At 68.1% G+C, this 15616-nt stretch carries 12 protein-coding genes and 1 pseudogene; 7 read left to right on the forward strand and 6 right to left on the reverse strand.

Annotated elements, in window-relative coordinates; all coding sequences use genetic code 11:
* Positions 1-27 precede the first annotated feature (27 nt).
* Positions 28-3165: a DEAD/DEAH box helicase gene (locus tag IF17_RS0119440; protein WP_030567656.1), complete on the forward strand. Its 3138-nt coding sequence runs from the start codon at positions 28-30 to the stop codon at positions 3163-3165.
* A 74-nt stretch (positions 3166-3239) separates the two neighbouring features.
* On the opposite strand, the gene IF17_RS0119445 is transcribed toward IF17_RS0119440, so the two are convergent.
* Positions 3240-3917 carry an ATP-binding protein gene (locus IF17_RS0119445; protein WP_244890521.1) on the reverse strand — a complete coding sequence of 226 codons (678 nt, stop codon included), beginning with the start codon at positions 3915-3917 and terminating at the stop codon, positions 3240-3242.
* Positions 3918-4099: 182 nt separating this feature from the next.
* On the opposite strand from IF17_RS0119445, the gene IF17_RS0119450 reads away from it, so the two are divergent.
* The 3 genes from IF17_RS0119450 to IF17_RS0119460 all read left to right on the forward strand — a co-directional run bounded on the left by IF17_RS0119450 (position 4100) and on the right by IF17_RS0119460 (position 5833).
* A complete protein-coding gene (locus IF17_RS0119450) occupies positions 4100-4945 on the forward strand; it encodes a helix-turn-helix domain-containing protein (RefSeq protein WP_030567659.1) in 846 nt (281 codons plus the stop codon).
* Positions 4945-5133 carry a DUF397 domain-containing protein gene (locus IF17_RS0119455; RefSeq protein WP_030567661.1) on the forward strand — a complete coding sequence of 63 codons (189 nt, stop codon included), beginning with the start codon at positions 4945-4947 and terminating at the stop codon, positions 5131-5133. The genes IF17_RS0119450 and IF17_RS0119455 overlap by 1 nt, the downstream gene beginning before the upstream one ends.
* Positions 5134-5479: 346 nt before the next feature.
* Positions 5480-5833, forward strand: coding sequence for a hypothetical protein (locus IF17_RS0119460; protein ID WP_244890522.1), 354 nt, complete (start codon positions 5480-5482; stop codon positions 5831-5833).
* A gap of 107 nt (positions 5834-5940) precedes the next feature.
* On the opposite strand, the pseudogene IF17_RS1000000138630 reads toward IF17_RS0119460, so the two are convergent.
* Positions 5941-6033 (reverse strand): annotated as a pseudogene (locus IF17_RS1000000138630) (IS5/IS1182 family transposase); the annotation flags it as partial.
* Between the two features lie 220 nt (positions 6034-6253).
* Positions 6254-7357: a hypothetical protein gene (locus tag IF17_RS0119465; RefSeq protein ID WP_030567665.1), complete on the reverse strand. Its 1104-nt coding sequence runs from the start codon at positions 7355-7357 to the stop codon at positions 6254-6256.
* Between the two features lie 195 nt (positions 7358-7552).
* On the opposite strand from IF17_RS0119465, the gene IF17_RS0119470 reads away from it, so the two are divergent.
* Positions 7553-8572: an endonuclease/exonuclease/phosphatase family protein gene (locus IF17_RS0119470; protein WP_030567667.1), complete on the forward strand. Its 1020-nt coding sequence runs from the start codon at positions 7553-7555 to the stop codon at positions 8570-8572.
* Here IF17_RS0119470 and IF17_RS0119475 read toward each other — a convergent pair.
* Positions 8552-9610, reverse strand: a complete 1059-nt coding sequence (locus IF17_RS0119475; RefSeq protein ID WP_030567669.1) for a hypothetical protein — start codon at positions 9608-9610, stop codon at positions 8552-8554. The two genes, IF17_RS0119470 and IF17_RS0119475, sit on opposite strands and share 21 nt — an antisense overlap.
* A gap of 293 nt (positions 9611-9903) precedes the next feature.
* On the opposite strand from IF17_RS0119475, the gene IF17_RS01000000136580 reads away from it, so the two are divergent.
* Positions 9904-10287, forward strand: a complete 384-nt coding sequence (locus IF17_RS01000000136580; protein WP_076966298.1) for a TipAS antibiotic-recognition domain-containing protein — start codon at positions 9904-9906, stop codon at positions 10285-10287.
* 187 nt (positions 10288-10474) lie between these two features.
* Positions 10475-10708: a hypothetical protein gene (locus IF17_RS0119485; RefSeq protein WP_030567671.1), complete on the forward strand. Its 234-nt coding sequence runs from the start codon at positions 10475-10477 to the stop codon at positions 10706-10708.
* Between the two features lie 112 nt (positions 10709-10820).
* Here the strand turns inward: IF17_RS0119485 and IF17_RS0119490 are convergent, their stop codons facing one another.
* Together IF17_RS0119490 and IF17_RS0119495 are read right to left on the reverse strand one after the other, a co-directional pair.
* Positions 10821-13019, reverse strand: a complete 2199-nt coding sequence (locus IF17_RS0119490; protein ID WP_032772245.1) for a discoidin domain-containing protein — start codon at positions 13017-13019, stop codon at positions 10821-10823.
* A gap of 202 nt (positions 13020-13221) precedes the next feature.
* The gene (locus IF17_RS0119495; protein ID WP_030567675.1) at positions 13222-15441 is read right to left on the reverse strand and encodes a discoidin domain-containing protein; all 2220 of its coding nucleotides are present in this window, start codon (positions 15439-15441) and stop codon (positions 13222-13224) included.
* Positions 15442-15616: the final 175 nt, after the last annotated feature.

Here is a 15616-nt window from a genome sequence, read left to right on the forward strand (position 1 = left end):
CGCAGCCAAATGAGGGGGACTCGGGGCATGCCCAACGACATTTCGGACGACGCGCCAGTTGCTGGGCTTTACGAGTCTCTGATCACGCATCGGCTCGCCGAGCGGATGAAGCAGCTCGACTCAACGGGCTGGCACTCCATCGACGCCTCCGTCGGCAAGGAATCAGCACCTCACGTGCTCGCCCGCCATATCGGCGTCACAGTGCGGCGGGTGTTCCAGGGCCTCTCCCCTGCCGAGCAGGTGATTGCGGCCAATCACATCCTGGAATCGCTTAATACGATCGAAGGTGCGACCGAGTGGGTCGATCTCGTCACCGATGGGCCGCGCCAGCTGTTGGCCGTCGCGGAGCAGGAGGCGCCGGGCGTCTACGCCATACGCCCAGCAACGCCGTTGTCCGAGACGGCGCTCATTACGAACTCCCCTGAGGACCCCAGTCTCGGCTTCGAGCTACGCGCCGAGCTGGCCACCGCCGACCGAGTCGACCTCCTGTGCGCATTCGTGAAGTGGCACGGGCTCCGCGTTCTGGAGAAGTCCCTGTCGTCGGCGCGGGAGCGCGGTATTCCCATCCGTGTCCTGACGACGACGTACATCGGAGCCACCGAACGCCGCGCCCTGGACCGCCTGGTGCGGGACTTCGGCGCTGAGGTCAAGGTCAACTACGAGCTCCGCTCCACGCGTCTGCACGCCAAGGCATGGCTCTTCCGCCGTGCCAGCGGCTTCGACACGGCGTATGTCGGCAGCTCGAACCTCTCCAAGGCCGCTCTTCTGGACGGGCTCGAATGGAACGTGCGCCTCTCCTCCGTCGCGACGCCGTCGGTGATCCGCAAGTTCGAGGCGACCTTTGACGCCTACTGGAGTGAGGCCGCGTTCGAGTCGTACGACCCTGACACGGACGCAGAGCGACTGGACGACGCCTTGTCCCGCGCTGGTGGCAGTGGCCGCCCCGGGTCTACGGGCATCACTCTTTCCGGCCTAGAAGTCCGCCCGTACCCTCACCAGCGAGACATGCTGGAGCGCCTCGAAGTCGAACGCACGGTCCATGACCGGCACCGAAATCTCCTCGTCGCAGCAACGGGCACCGGGAAGACCGTCATGGCAGCGCTGGACTACAAGCGCCTGCGCCAGACGCTCGGCCGCGACCCGCGCCTCCTCTTCGTGGCGCACCGGAAGGAGATCCTGGAACAGTCCTTGCGCGTCTACCAGAACGTCCTCATCGATGCGAACTTCGGTGAGTTGTTGCTCAGCGGCGAGATCCCCAACCGCTGGAACCACGTGTTCGCCAGCGTCCAGTCACTCACAGCGCAAGCTCTGGACCGGATCGCCCCCGATCACTTCGACGTCATCGTGATCGACGAGTTCCATCACGGCACGTCGCCTACGTACCGCAAGATCGTGGACCACTTCCAGCCCCGGGAGCTCTTGGGCCTGACAGCGACGCCGGAACGCATGGATGGCTTGAACATCCATGACGAGTTCTTCGATGGCCGGATCGCGGCGGAGATGCGGCTCTGGGAGGCTCTGGAGAACGAGCTCCTGAGCCCCTTCCACTATTTCGGCGTCACCGACAACACGGACATGAGCGCTATCACGTGGAAGCGTGGAGCCTACGACTCGACAGCCCTAAGCAATCTCTTCACGGGCAACGAGGCACGAGCTCGGCTCGTCGTGCAAGCAGTGAAGGACAAGGTCACCGACCCTGGCTCGATGCGCGCCCTGGGGTTCTGCGTGTCAGTCGCGCACGCGCACTTCATGGCTGACTACTTCCGACGGGCGGGCCTCAACGCCGTCGCACTGTCCGGCGAGACTCCGTCACTTGACCGCAAGACCGCACTTGAGGATCTGCGCTCTGGGGCACTCCAAGTCATCTTCTCGGTCGACCTGTTCAACGAGGGCCTCGACATCCCCGACGTCGACACCTTGCTCCTGCTGCGGCCCACCTCAAGCGCCACGGTCTTCCTTCAGCAGTTGGGGCGCGGGTTGCGTCGCACCGACGACAAGGCGGTCCTCACCGTCTTGGACTTCATCGGTCAGCACCGCAAGGAGTTCCGCTTCGAGGAGCAGTTCCGCGCCCTGACGAACCTGACGCGCAACCGCCTCCTCGACAACATCGAGCAGGACTTCCCGCAACTTCCCTCTGGTTGCCAGATCATCCTGGAGACCAAGGCCAAAGAACTGATCATTGACAACATTCGCGCCCAGATCGCGATCAACGTGACGCAGTTGGCCCGCGAGGTCGCGTCCTACGCGAAACCACGTCTTGCAGACTTCCTCAAGGAGAGCGGCCGAGAGCTCAAGGAGCTCTACCGCGGCAACGGAAACTCGTGGACGGGACTGTTGCGTCGGGCGAAGCTCCTGGACGCGGTCGGCCCTGAAGGCGAGTTGCCCCTACTCAAGCGGGTTTCGGCCTTCCTGCATGTCGACGACCCGCTGCGCGTTGCGGCATACAGCAAGCTGCTGGCCGACGATGCCCCCGCCTACGACGAACTCAGCGAGCAGGAGCAGGGCTACGCCCGCATGCTCTTCTTCTCGCTGTGGCCGCTGGCAGAGGGATTCTCCAGCTACCAAGCAGGGCTGGACTCACTCCGCCATCAGCCCGCCTTCCGGGACGAGTTGAGGCAAGTGCTCGCACACGTCCTCCAGAAGGCCGACCACGTTCCGGTGCCGCTCCTCGGGACACACGCCGCCATCCCTCTGACCATCCACGCTTCGTACAGCCGCGAAGAGATTCTCCCCGCGTTGGACCAGGCCTCTGTGGACGGTCAGAAGCCGGGGCACTTCCGCGAGGGAGTGAGGTGGTGCGAGAGCATCCAAACCGATGCTCTGTTCGTCACTCTGGAGAAGGACGAGAAAGACTTCTCGCCTGAGACCCGCTACAAGGACTACGCGCTCAGCGACTCCCTGTTCCACTGGGAATCGCAGAACCGGACATCGGAGCGCTCACCCACAGGCATCCGCTACCAGACCCACAAGGAGAAGGGCACTCACGTCCTGCTCTTTGTACGCCGGTACAAGCAGACGGATATCGGCGGACCCCAGCCGTGGATGCTCCTGGGACCGGCGGAGTACGTCAAGCACACGGGTGGTAAACCTATGGCGATTGAGTGGAAGCTCTTCCATCAGATTCCGGCCGACGTACTGACCTACTCGGCAATCGCCGCCGGCTGACCCGCTCAAGCCGAAGGCAAGCGCTCCTCAACCTCTTCAACGGCGTAGCTGCGTCCCTGATCACGAGCATGCGGTCATACGGCTTCGGGCAGCTCGGCCTCGAAGTGCATCTGGGCACGGTCCAGGGCACTATCCGGATCGCAGCCGTGGGCCCGGAGCCAGTGGAGGAGGTCGGCGATCACGTCGATGGCGGCCTCCTCCGCCTGGGCCACGCTCAGCGGACCCTGCTGGGCCCCTTCGGTCCGCGAAGCGAGCCCCACCAGGCCCAGTAGCGCCTCAGCCTTGGCGACTTGTGGTCCTTCGACGTGGTCGACCGACGACCGCAGGCCGGTGGCAAGCTCGCACCAGGTCACCTTGGAATCACCTCTGAGGACGACGCCCCACCGCTCGGCCACACCCTCCACGAGCATCAGGCCTCTTCCTCGCTCGTGCCCCTCCGTCACCGGGCCGGGAGTGGGCAGCGCCCGGATCTCCGGGTCGCCGACTTCGAGGCGAAGCCGGCTGCCGCTCATCGAGACGGCCAGACGGGTCGGCGTCCCCACGCCGACGTGTCGCATCACGTTCGTCACGAGCTCTGTCGCGCAGAGCTGGGCGTCCCGCACGGTGTCCGCCAGGCCCCACACGGCAAGGTGCGACCTGATCACTCGTCTGAGACCGGCGAGCTCCTTGGGCTCCGCCGGGAACGAGATGTCCCAGGCTCGGCGAACCACACCGAAGCGGCAGCCACCCATGCCGATCACCACTCTCGCCACACGCGCGGTCACCTATCGCGACCACTCTGCAGAGAAGACTGGCACTGGAACTCTCATTTTGGAACTCTCATCGTGAAGCTTCGGGAGCATGCCCATCACCACACGCCCCCGGCGTACGCCGCCTTGCTCGGAGAAGACATCGCCGTGCACCCTCTGAAGGATCAACGTGAGGAATCACCGTCATGGCAGTCGGACCCACCACCCGTAGGCGCCAACTCGGCGCCGATCTACGCCGCCTCCGTGAGCGCACGGGCCTCACGTTGGAGGAGGCAGGCGCCCTGGTCGGCATCTCGAAGGCGACCTTGAGTCGCTACGAGCGGAAGGAGGGCGGGGTCAAGTGGCCGGCGGTGGACGCGCTCTGCCGCGAGTACGGGGCCACGGACGCGGAACGCGCCGCACTCGTCGCCCTGGCCAAGGGAGCCCGGATCCAGGGCTGGTGGCGCTCCCTAGCAGATCCCGTCCCCGAGTCGATGAACCTCATGCTGACGCTGGAGGACGAAGCGGTCAGCGAGGACCACTACGCCTGCATGTACGTGCCGGGCCTGTTGCAGACCCGCGCCTACGCCGAAGCCGTACATCGCGCCTCGGAGATGCGGTGCTCGGAGCAGGAGATCGAGCACATGGTGGACATCCGCATGAAGCGCCAGGAACTCCTGGAGCGGGCACAGCCACCCCACCTCTGGGCCGTGATCGACGAGGCGGTCGTCCGACGGGCCGTGGGCGGCCGCCACGTCATGCGTGACCAGCTGAGCCACCTCCTCGACCAGGCGGACCGGCCGCACGTCACCGTGCAGGTGCTCCCGTTCGCAGCGGGCGCCCACGCAGCCGCGGTCGGGAGCTTCGTCATCCTCGGCGGCCCGGCCCCCGAACTCGACGTGGTCTACGTGGACATCATCGGTGGCGGACTTTTCATGGAGAAGCCCGCGGAACTGGCACGCTATAAGTTGGCGTTCGAGTACCTGCGTGCGCAGGCCCTCGACATCGAGCGGTCTGCCGCGCTCCTGAGACAAGTGAGCAGGGAGCTTTGATGGATGACGCGATCGGCCACTGGTTCAAGTCCTCGTACAGCGGGGGCAGCGGCACGGAGTGCGTGGAGGTCGCCGACCTGGCCGCAGCTGTGGGCGTACGCGACTCGACAAGGCCGGACGGCCCGCACATATCCGTCGGCCATGCACCCTGGGCCCGGTTTGTTGCGTCGGTGGCGGATCACGGGTAACTACCTCGTGCACACCAAGGATCCGGGAACGCTGTGGATTCCCGTGCGGGAAAGCGTCATTCCCTATCGTGCTGCGAAGGACCTCCGCCTACGGAGGGCAGCGGCAGGACAGGAATCCTCAACTGTGCGCGCCGACCGCTGAATACGACGGGCTGATTACCTCGGAGGTAATTGATGGCCTCCATGGGGGCCGCCTACCTTCAGCACTGTTCGGCGGCCCCGCGGAGGAGCCGCCTTCGTATTCGGCAACTCCCTGGTGCACGAGAGGAAGACGACCATGGCTTCGACGCAGTACGACGGGGTTACCTCACACGCGAGAGCGACGGGATCCGACAGTTTCGCGAGGATGGCGCTCAAGCTGGACGCGGTGGCCACCGGCCTCAACGGCCTCGCGTACCTGGCACTCGCCACGGTCCTCGACTCCTTCTTCGGCGTCACGACGGCAGTCCAGTACCCAGTCGGGGCGTTCCTGCTCCTCTACGCGCTGGGAGTTCTGGCCATCGGGACGCGGAAGGAGATCAACCGCACGGGGCTGACTGCGGTCATCGTGACGAACCTGCTGTGGGTGGTGCTCAGCCTGGTGGTGCTGATCTCCGGCGTGCTGTCTCCGACCGGCGTGGGCGCGGCCTGGATCGTGTTGCAGAGCCTGACTGTCGGCGGCTTCGCGGCCCTCCAGTACGTCGGGCTCAAGCGGCTGTGAGCTCGTCCGGACCAGTCGCGGGGGAGCCATGGGGCACGCCCCGGACCTCGGCACCGGGAGCACCCGCGGAGGACGTCAGCGCCACGTCGTCGAGGCATCAGGAGGGCAGTCGAGTACCTGTAGTTCTTCGACTGCCCATCAACTGAGTGATCGCGCGTGGCAGGCAGGGGGCCGTCCACGATGAGGACAGCGTCCGCGCGGAGTTGGCGCTGTCTCTCTCAAAAGCGGTCATGCGCGGGAATGTGTGGCGATGGAGGCGGCAAGGAGCAGCAGCTCCGTCGACAGAAGCGGCGCCTCTCTTGCGAAAGTAGAAGGAGAGCCGCCGGAATCAGCGGGCACCGCGGTGGCCGGTGGGAGGTCGTATCCGTCCCGTACGGCACCTACGTGGTGGTCACCGGGATCGTCCCCGGTGGGGACCGCCTACTGGAAGCTCAGCCGGTGCGGATGGAACGGATCGGTCGGGCAGGTGTGCACGCGCATCAAGCCGCGGCCGAGATAGACACCGACCGGGTTGATCACGCACGGGTCGTTCTCAGCATCCCGGTCCTCGATCGGCAGCCAACTGTGCGAGGCGCCGTCGCACTCCCACTGGTCCACGGTGAGCAGGGGCGGCATCGCGGTCCCGCACACGTGGCAGTCGACCGGAGCCGGGTCGGTCAGATGCCAGGAGGCGAAGCCGCCGACCTTCCAGCCAGGGGCGATCGACAGGTCACTCATGTAGTCGATCTCGTCCGGTTCCTCAGCGCGAGCCGCGGCCATCGCCGCCTCGTACTCCTCGTACGTCGCGTAGCTCGCCAACGAGGCGGAATCGTCCTCGTCATCGCCGTCCTCGCAGTCGTCGTCATCGTTGTCGTCGTCGAGGAGCCCCTCCTCCCATGCGGAGACCGCCTCCTCAAGCCCTTCGTCCAGCAGGCCGAGATACTCGTGCTCGACCACCTGCTCCGGATGCACGACACACCTGGTGGGGACGCACTCTTCGCGGCCCGCGACCGGCGGTTCGGGCTGCGGCGTCAGTACGGCCTCGACGTCGGCCGAGCGTCGCCACTTGAGCGCGACGTCGATGGTGCGGTCGGGCCCATGGGCCTCGAAGGGGCACCAGAAGACCTGGAGCAGGTCGTAGTCCTCAGGCCCCACGAGATCTGGGATATCCCGCGCGGACAACTGCGCGACGGCCAGCATCGGCAACGCGGCGTCGTCGCGTAGGTCCGGGAAGTGGCGGGCAGCCGTCATGCCGTCCAGCAGGCGCAGTTCATCCTCGGTGAAGTCACGTCCCCGTGCGTCCTCCTGGATGCGACGGCGCGCCCGCACGTCGGAGAGGAGACGGCCGGTGCCCTTCGGGTGCACCGCAGTGCACTCCGGCCACGGTTCGTCGGCCGGCCACAGCAGGGGGCCCGCCACCGAACTTTCCCCCGCCCCAGGCACACCGTGCCGGGGGTGCAGACGCGTCGCGGTACGCCGATGGGCCGCGAGGGCAGGGAACACCGCTTCGATATCGACAGGACGCGGCGGGGTGGTGCGGGTCACGAAGAGCCTTCCCGGTGCGTTCAGTGACGCGGGCTGCACGCCGGTCCGGATCCCGGCGACGGGGATTTTCAGACTGTACGAGAGGGGCGACAGCGTGCCGGGCTCCGCCCCCTCGCCGTAGACGCTCTCCCTGCGCTCGGAAACTGATCTCCCCGGCCACTCGTCCTGTGAGGTAAGGCCAAGGGACGGGAAGACATGGTGGAGCGGGCAGACGGTGACGTGACGGCGAGGGCGGCGAAGCGGCGGCGCCCGGCCGCCGGTGAGGGGCGACGGGGGGTGGTGGTTGCCGGGGTCGCCGTCGGCCTGGCCGGGGTGGTGGGGCTTCATGGGGTGATCCCCAACTCCCCTGGGCGGGTGGGGAGTCTCGTCGAGTCCTTTCTGCCGTGGGCCGGGGTCGTTGTCGTCCTCTTGTTCGTCGTCGCCCTCGTGCGGCGGTCCGGTGTCGGGCTGGTGGCTCTGCTCCTGCCCGTGGGTGTCTGGGTGCAGGGCTTCGGGGGGTTGCTCCTGCCCGAGCCCGCCCCCGGGGCACGAGAGCTGGTCGTCGTGCAGCACAACGTCAGTGATGAGAACCCCGATTCGGCCGGGACCGCCCGTGCGCTTCTCGCGGCCGGGGGTGATCTCGTTGCGTTGGAGGAGGTGGTGAGGCCTGCGCTGGCCGTGTACGAGGACGTCCTCCGGGACGACTATCCGCATCACGCCGTCCATGGCACCGTCGGGCTCTGGTCCAAGTACCCGATCAGAGAAGAGCAGTTGGTGGACATCCGGCCTCGTGCGTTCGAGGCGGGGTGGAGTCGCGGGCTGCGTGCCGTCGTGCGGACGCCGTACGGGGAAGTCGCCGTGTACGTTGCCCACCTGCCCTCCGTACGGGTCGGGGTCCGCGGGCTCGCCTCGTCGCCTCGGGATGAGAGCGCCCGGATGCTCGGCGATCTCGTCCGGGGCGAGAAGGTCAGGGCCGTGATCCTCATGGGGGATCTCAACAGCACCGTCGACGATCGCGGGCTGGTGCCGTTGACCTCGCAGTTGAACGTGGCCGAGCGCGGATTCGCCTTCAGCTATCCCGCCGCCCTGCCGCTGGCCCGGATCGATCAGGTCCTGACCCGTTCCGCCGACGTCAGCCATATCCGTACGCTGCCCGCCACCGGCAGCGACCACCTGCCCGTCGCCGCCCGTGTCACCCTGGGCCCGCTCCCGCCCTCAGGCCGTCCTGCCCCGTAGCGCGTCCGCCTTCGCCACCGCCACGACGCGTTGGCGCCAGGTCATGTCGGGCGGGAAGTCGTACGCATCCGCCTCGACCATCCAGCTCGCGTACGCCGTCGCCCGGCGGCAGTCCGCGCACTCCGTCTCGTCGCCCAGCGGCCGGAAGAGGTGCTCCTCCGCGCCCGTACCCGTACCCGTACACGCGATCAGTGCGCGGACCGGCGGGGGCGGCGGCTCCGGGGGTGCTGCGGGGGCGGCGGGCACCGGGCACTTGTGGGTCAGCCGGTGGCCCAGGAAGCCGAACGCCGAGCGCACGCCCTCCTTCGGGGGTTCGGCCAGGAGGGCGTGCCGTAGGTCCGACTCCGTCACGCCGCGCTCCAGCCACTTGACCGCCTTTCCCGCCAGGGCGCGCGCCTCGCCCACCCCCAGGAGCAGCTCGCGGCGGGAGTGGCGCAGGGAGAGCAACACCCTCTCCGCCCGCCACAGTTGCGGGGAGGGGGGAGGCCCTTCCTCGCCCGGGTCGCCCTCCGGTCCCGGAGCGGGAGCCGATTCCGGAGCCGGTTCGGTGGGTTGGTTGGGTGGATTGTTCTTCTCATCGTGTTCTTCCTCAGGTTCATAGCCACCGACCGGCCGAGAAGTCGGCCCGCCGACCGTCGGGGACTGCGCACTCGGAGGCCGTGGGCAGGGCGGCTGTTCGTGGTGCGTCAACTGCCCTGCCTCCGGCGACAGCTTGGCGCGTACCGCCCCTGCCTCGTCCCGCGTCAGCGGCGTGTTGCTGAGGAGCTGCTCCGTCATCCAGCGGCCGCCGTCGCCCTGGGACCGCCACTCGTGAAAGTAGCCGTGCTCGGTCAGCTGCTTCTTGGCCTGCTGGTACGAGCGGCCCTTCATGTCGAGCTTCCGGGCCAGTTCGCCGAGCGGGCGGTCCGTGGCGGAATCCGGGAGGCCCTGGACGTACAGGAGGAGGATCTTGGCGTCGCTGTTCATCCGCAGCGAGCGTACGACGGTGTGCGGAGCCTTGGTCCAGCCCGAAGAGGGCGCGATAGCATGACGCAGCATTTCTGGTGGGTCCTGTCCACTGGGGGTGTAAGGCCCTCGGTGGGTGTTGTCGCACCTCCGGGGGCCGCCCTCTGGGCGCGGGTGCGCACATAGGGTGATGGCGTTGTCACGCTATCCCGACCTAACCCTCCGCCACCACGCGTACATGCGTTCGCCATGTACCCCTGCCTCTCCCCCTCCCTCTATTCCTGTGCCTTGCCGCTCGCGCTTGAGGTTGTCGCTGCGTCAACCCCTAGGGTCGCGGCCACGGCCCGGGTCGTCGGGGCGGCTTCCGGAATGGACGGGGCAAGGCGTTGAGCGAGAACCAGACGGTGAAGATCAACAGGTCGGAGAATCTCTTCGCGGGGGTCGAGGAGATCTCCCGCGAGGCCAAGGAGGCCATGACCGCCGAGGACCAGGAGTGGTGGCAGCACGAGATGACCGCCCGGATGATCCGCCTCGCGAAGTACATGACGGCCGGCATGCCGGTGGACGCCCCCGAGGTCCAGGCCGAGCTGGACATCCACTACGCGAGCATCTGCCGGTTCAGGACCCCGAACGCCGTCGCGTACAAGGGGCTTGGGCAGAGCTACCTCGACGATCCCCGCTTCCGGCTCACCTGCGACCGCATCGCGGACGGGCTGGCGGCGTACCAGCGGGACGCGATGGTCGTCTACGCCGACGCCTGGTTGAGGTGAGCGGGGAGCGCGTAGTTCTTCAGCTTCCCGAAGTCGGGGGTGTGCGGCCCGCCGTCGTCGCTCGTCAGCGCCTGGCCGGTTCTGGCCTCGGCCGTGCCGACCGGGCCGCTTCCGCATTCTTGCCCCAGGTGTCGTACCCGTACGTACGAGCCGGTGAAACGGTGAAGAGCGGGCAGGAGGGTCTCTTGTGAGCACTTCTTCGACATCAACGACCACGCCGATATACGACCTTCTCGTCCAGGAGCGCGGGGACGCCCTGGCCGAGGCCCGTACCGCCGCCCACCGGACCCAGGACACGGCACGGCAGGCGCTGGACTGGAGCAGCGTGCGGATCGCCGCCGCCCAGCGGGAGGAGCGGGCGTTCTCCGCGTTCGGGCGCTCCGGTGACGACGACGGGCAGGTACGGGCGCTGCCGATGTAGGGCCGCCGCCGAGCGTGTACGGACGCGCTGTCCGGCGTACGGGAATGGGGGCCGCTCCACTTGGGAACGGCCCCCTGAAGTGGGCCTGATCAGACGCAGGCGCTCGACCCGATCAGCTGTAGACGCCGAACTCGTGCAGCGAGTAGCCCCAGCCCGTGCCCCGTGCCGTCAGTTGGAGCCTTACGTGCCGGGCCGTTTCGGTCAGGGCGATGGTGTCCACGTCACCGTTGCCGGTCGTCGTGGTGTGGACCGTACGCCAGGACGTGCCGTCGTCCGAGACCTGGACCTCGTACGACTTGGCGTACGCCGGGTCCCACACCAGCTGGAGGTTGCGGACGGGCAGGCGTGCGCCCAGGTCGACCGCTATCCACTGCGGGTCGCTCCAGTCGCTGGCCCAGCGGGTGTCGAGCCGGCCGTCCGTGGCGCGCTCCGGCGGGCAGGGGCAGTCGCCGTACGAGGCCTGCGAGCTGGACGCCGTGGTGCGCTTGCCGAGGGCCACGTTGGTGCCGGTCATCGGCGGGGCGACGACCTTCACCGACTTCGTCTCGATGCCCGCGTTGCCCTTGCCGTCCTCCGACTGGATGTAGACCTTCCACACCCCGAGCTTCTCGGGCGCGGTGACCGCGAACGTGCCGTTGCCCATGGACCGGAACTGCGCCGGGATCAGTCCCTTGTCGCCGTTGGCGTAGTTGCCGCTGAGGAAGATCTTGTTCGTGAGCGGGTCGTTCTCGGGGTCGCGGATGTCCGCCCGTACCGTGAACTCCCCGCCCGCCGGTGCCGATCCGGCCGGCGTCACCGTCATGCCGCTGATGACCGGCGGCAGGTTGTCACCGGCGTTGGAGCCCGTGAACGCCTTCTTCACCGAGTAGTACGACAGCCGCTTCAGGCCGCTGGGAAGAAGGTTGAACCACACCCCGCCGAAGTCGTGCTCCAGGCCGTAGTGGAAGAGGGTCGCGCCCAGCGCCACGCCCTGGTGGCCGATGGTGCAGTCCCAGGCCTTGGTGTAGCCGTCGCGCTTCTGTACGTCGGTGGGCTCGTCGGGTACGCCGTTGGCGTCGTCCGGCACCTCCCACTCACCCGCCGGGCCGGTCTCCGTGATGATGTACGGCTTGGTGTAGCCGCCGTCCACCCAGTCCTTGCGGACGCCGCAGATGTCGCCGTACGCGTTCATCGAGTACAGGTCCAGGTCCGGGGCGTTGCGCTTGTAGTACGGCCAGGCGCCCGTCCACGCGTCGGTCGAGGTCACCGGATGGTCCGCGTCGATGGCGTGGATCCGCTTGGCGGCGTCGTTGACGAAGGTCGTGTACGCGTTGCGCTGGGCCTCCAACTCGGCACCGCTGTAGCAGTTCTGGAGGCCGAGGACCGACTCGTTGCCGACGTTCCACATGAGGGTCGCGGGGTGGTTCTTGTACATCTCGACCCACTTGGCGATCTCGGTGAGCATCGTCGACTTGTACGCGGTGTCGGTGACGTAGTTCGCGCAGCCGCCGCTGCCGGGGCCGCCGCCGGGCTGGAGCCAGAAGCCGTTCATGACGCGCAGGCCGTTGGCCGCCGCCGCGTCGAGAAGGGGTTTCGTGCCGGCGTCCGTGCCCCACGTGCGGACGGTGTTGACGCCCATCGACTTCAGGTCGGGCATGTAGCGTGGAGCGTCCGCCATGGACGGGCCCCAGGTCAGGCCCTTGACGGTGTACGGCTGGCCGCCGACGGTGAGCTGCCAGGCGCCCTGGCTGCCGGTGACCTTGACGGCGCCGCCGGCCGGGGGCGGGGTGTCGCCCTGGGTGCCGTACACCTGGAACTCCCAGAGGGAGTAGCCGTAGCCGCCGGGGCGGGCGGTGCCGAGCATCCGGACGTAGCGGCCGGAGCCGGTGAGGGCGAGGTCGTCGGTGCCGCCGTCGCCGTCGGTGACCTTCCGGATGGTGGTCCAGTCAGTGCCGTTGTCGCTGACCTGGATCTCGTACGCCTTGCCGTAGGCGCCCTCCCAGGTGAGCACGGCCCGGCTGAGGTCGGACCGCTTGCCGAGGTCGATCCGGATCCACTGCGGGTCGGACCACTGGCTGGCCCAGCGGGTGCCGGTCAGGTCGCCGTCGACGGCCTGTGCGGCGGAGAGGCCGTCGCCCTCCTGCGAGGAGGCGGTGGCGGGCTTGCCCTGGGAGATCAGGGGGTCGGCGGCCCGTGCCTCGGTGGGCGCCGTGATGACGGTGAGGGAGGAGGCGAGCAGGGCGGCGAGGGTCAGGGTGAGCGCGGGTCGGCGGAGGGAGGGTCTGCGCAAGGAGGGCAGGGAGGGTCTGCGGAGGTGGGGCACGGCAGGCATTGCGGCTCCTGAAGGGGGTGAGGGGGATGGGGAGGATCAGGGGACGCGGACGGCCGCCGTCGGGGAGGACGGCGGCCGTCCGCGGGGAGAGAGCCAGGCAGGTTGAGCGGGGAGCTGCCCCCGGGCCGGGGTCAGGCCCGGCCCGGGGAGTCGTCCCCCGCCCTGCGGGCCACCGCAGGGCGTTGCCCCCGCGGGGGACGGATCAGGGGAAGGAGACCAGGGTGGACGGCACGGTGGAGGTGCCGGCGGGGACCGTGGAGGCTCCGGTGTTGTTGATGACGTGGTTGTAGTGGCCCATTCCGCCGAGCGACACCACCAGCAGGCTGTGGAACTTCACGCCCGGCTTCACCGGAGCCTTGAAGCCGTGGTCCTGGCGGATGGTGGGATCGACGTTGTAGTTGCAGTAACTGCCCATCCCCCAGCCCTCGTGGACGTCGACCGAGTCGTCGACCCGGTAGGCGGCGAAGCCCTTCGTGTCGCCGTTCTGGATGGCGGCCTGGTTGGGTGCGTCGTACGCCTTCTCGTTCTGGTAGAAGATCGTGCGGCCGCGCTCGCCGTACCACTCGACGTCGTACTTGTTGAAGTGCTCCACGAAGAGGCCGGTGGCGAGCACGTCGTCGCCGTAGACCCGGACCCCGTAGTCGGCCCGGTTGGTCTCCCAGCCGACGCCCTCACCGTGGTCGGCGCGCCACACCCAGGTGTGGTCGATGATCACGTCGTCGCTGTGGACGGCGATGGAGGTGGTGGCCTTGCCCGCGCCCGCGCCGCCGATGCGGACGTAGACGTCCTGGATGGAGGTGGGGTTGGCGGAGTGGTCGGCCGAGGAGTTCTGCGGGCCGAGCTCCAGCAGGGTCGGGGAGTTGACCGTACCGGCGTCGATCAGGAAGCCGGCGAGCTTGACGCCGTCGACGTCGGCGACCTTCATCGCCGTCACGCCGTTGTCCGGGATGATCGTCGCGAGGCCGAGGCCGAGGACGACCGTGTCCGCGCGGTTGACGTTGATGGTCTGGTCGACGTGGTAAATGCCGGGCGTGAAGAGGAGGTTGAGGCCCTGGGCGAGCGCCTGGTTGATCGTGGCGGCGGTGGCGCCGGGCTTGACCACGTAGAACTGGTTCAGGTCGATCGACGTGCCCTGCGGAGTGCCGTTCCAGGAGACGCCGCGCGCGTCGGTGCGCTTGGCCGGGACGAAGACCTTGTACGTGTTGCCGTCCAGGTAGAGGAACGGCTTCTCGCGCGAGATCGGCGTGGTCTGGAGGGTGGTGTAGCGGGGCTCCGGGAACGAGGTGGCGGGTGCGCCCTCGACGCCCGAGAAGGTCTGGTTCCAGACGGAGTTGGACCAGCCGCCGATCGAGCTCTCGCGCGTGTACCACTGCTGCTGCGAGTAGTTGCCGACCTGGCCGTCGATCTTGGAGTCGGCGATGTAGCCGCCGCTGGCCCAACCGTAGCCGTTCGGGGCCAGGTTGAGGCCGCCCTTGACGTGCATGCGGCGGAAGGAGGCGGCCTGTGAGACGGCCCAGCGGTTGGTGCCGCTGACCGGGTTGACGGCCAGGTTCTCGGCCGAACGCCAGAAGTTCTGCGTCGCGTTGCCGTTGAACCAGCCGGCGTCGACGGTCACGTCACCGTTGATGGTGGTGTCGTCGGGCTTGAGGCCGAGGCCGGAGATCGAGGTGTAGAAGCCGATCTCGGCGTTGAGGTTGTTGTAGGTGCCGGGCTTGAAGAGGAACTGGTGCCGCCCGTTGCCGAAGTGCGAGGCCTCCTGCTGGTCGAACACCTCGTCCAGCTTGGCCTGGATGTTGGGCGTGGAGGGGTCGAAGACGTGCACGTTCGGGCCGAGGTCGCCGCCGCCGGGCAGCTGTGGGCCGCCGGTGCCGCCGGACTCGCCGTACACCTTGAACTCCCAGAGGGAGAAGCCGTATCCGGTGCCGCGCGCGGTGCCGTACACCCGGACGTAGCGGGCCTCGCCGCTGATGTTCAGGGTGTCCGTGCCGCCGTCGCCGGTCGTGGTCTGGTAGGCGGTCGACCAGGTGGAGCCGTTGGTCGAGAGCTCGATGCGGTAGCCCTTGCCGTACGCCGTCTCCCAGTCCAGGACGACCTGGCTGAGCCGGGTGGTCGCGCCGAGGTCGACGCGGATCCACTGCGGGTCCGAAGCAGCGCTGGACCAACGGGTGTTGGCGTCGCCGTCGACGGCCGCGGTGGCCGGGGTGCCGTAGTTCTCCTCGCTGGACGCGGTGACCGGCTTGCCCTGGGAGAGCAGGACGGGCGCGGCCTCCGCCTTCGTGGCGGGGACGAAGGCGAGAAGGGTGGCGGCCAGAGCGGTGGCCATCGCGGCGACGATGCCGCGGGTCACGGGTCTCGGTCCGGGGGTACGGCGGCCGGTGCCGTGGGACACCGGGGCCGCTGGGGATATGCCGACTGCGGGCATGCGGGTGCTCCTCGAAATGGAACTGCAATGGGAGAGCGCTCTCCCGGAACCTTGCCCGCCGCATCGGTCACGGTCAAGAATCCTGACACGACTTTTCTTTCGGCTTGGATTAAGTCGGTCCCGCCGTGCGGGAGCTGACGTTCGGTCAGCCGCCGCACGGGTGGGACGGCCGGCC

Origin of the sequence: Streptomyces cyaneofuscatus, from assembly GCF_000718135.1 — a bacterium.
Lineage (GTDB): Bacteria > Actinomycetota > Actinomycetes > Streptomycetales > Streptomycetaceae > Streptomyces > Streptomyces cyaneofuscatus.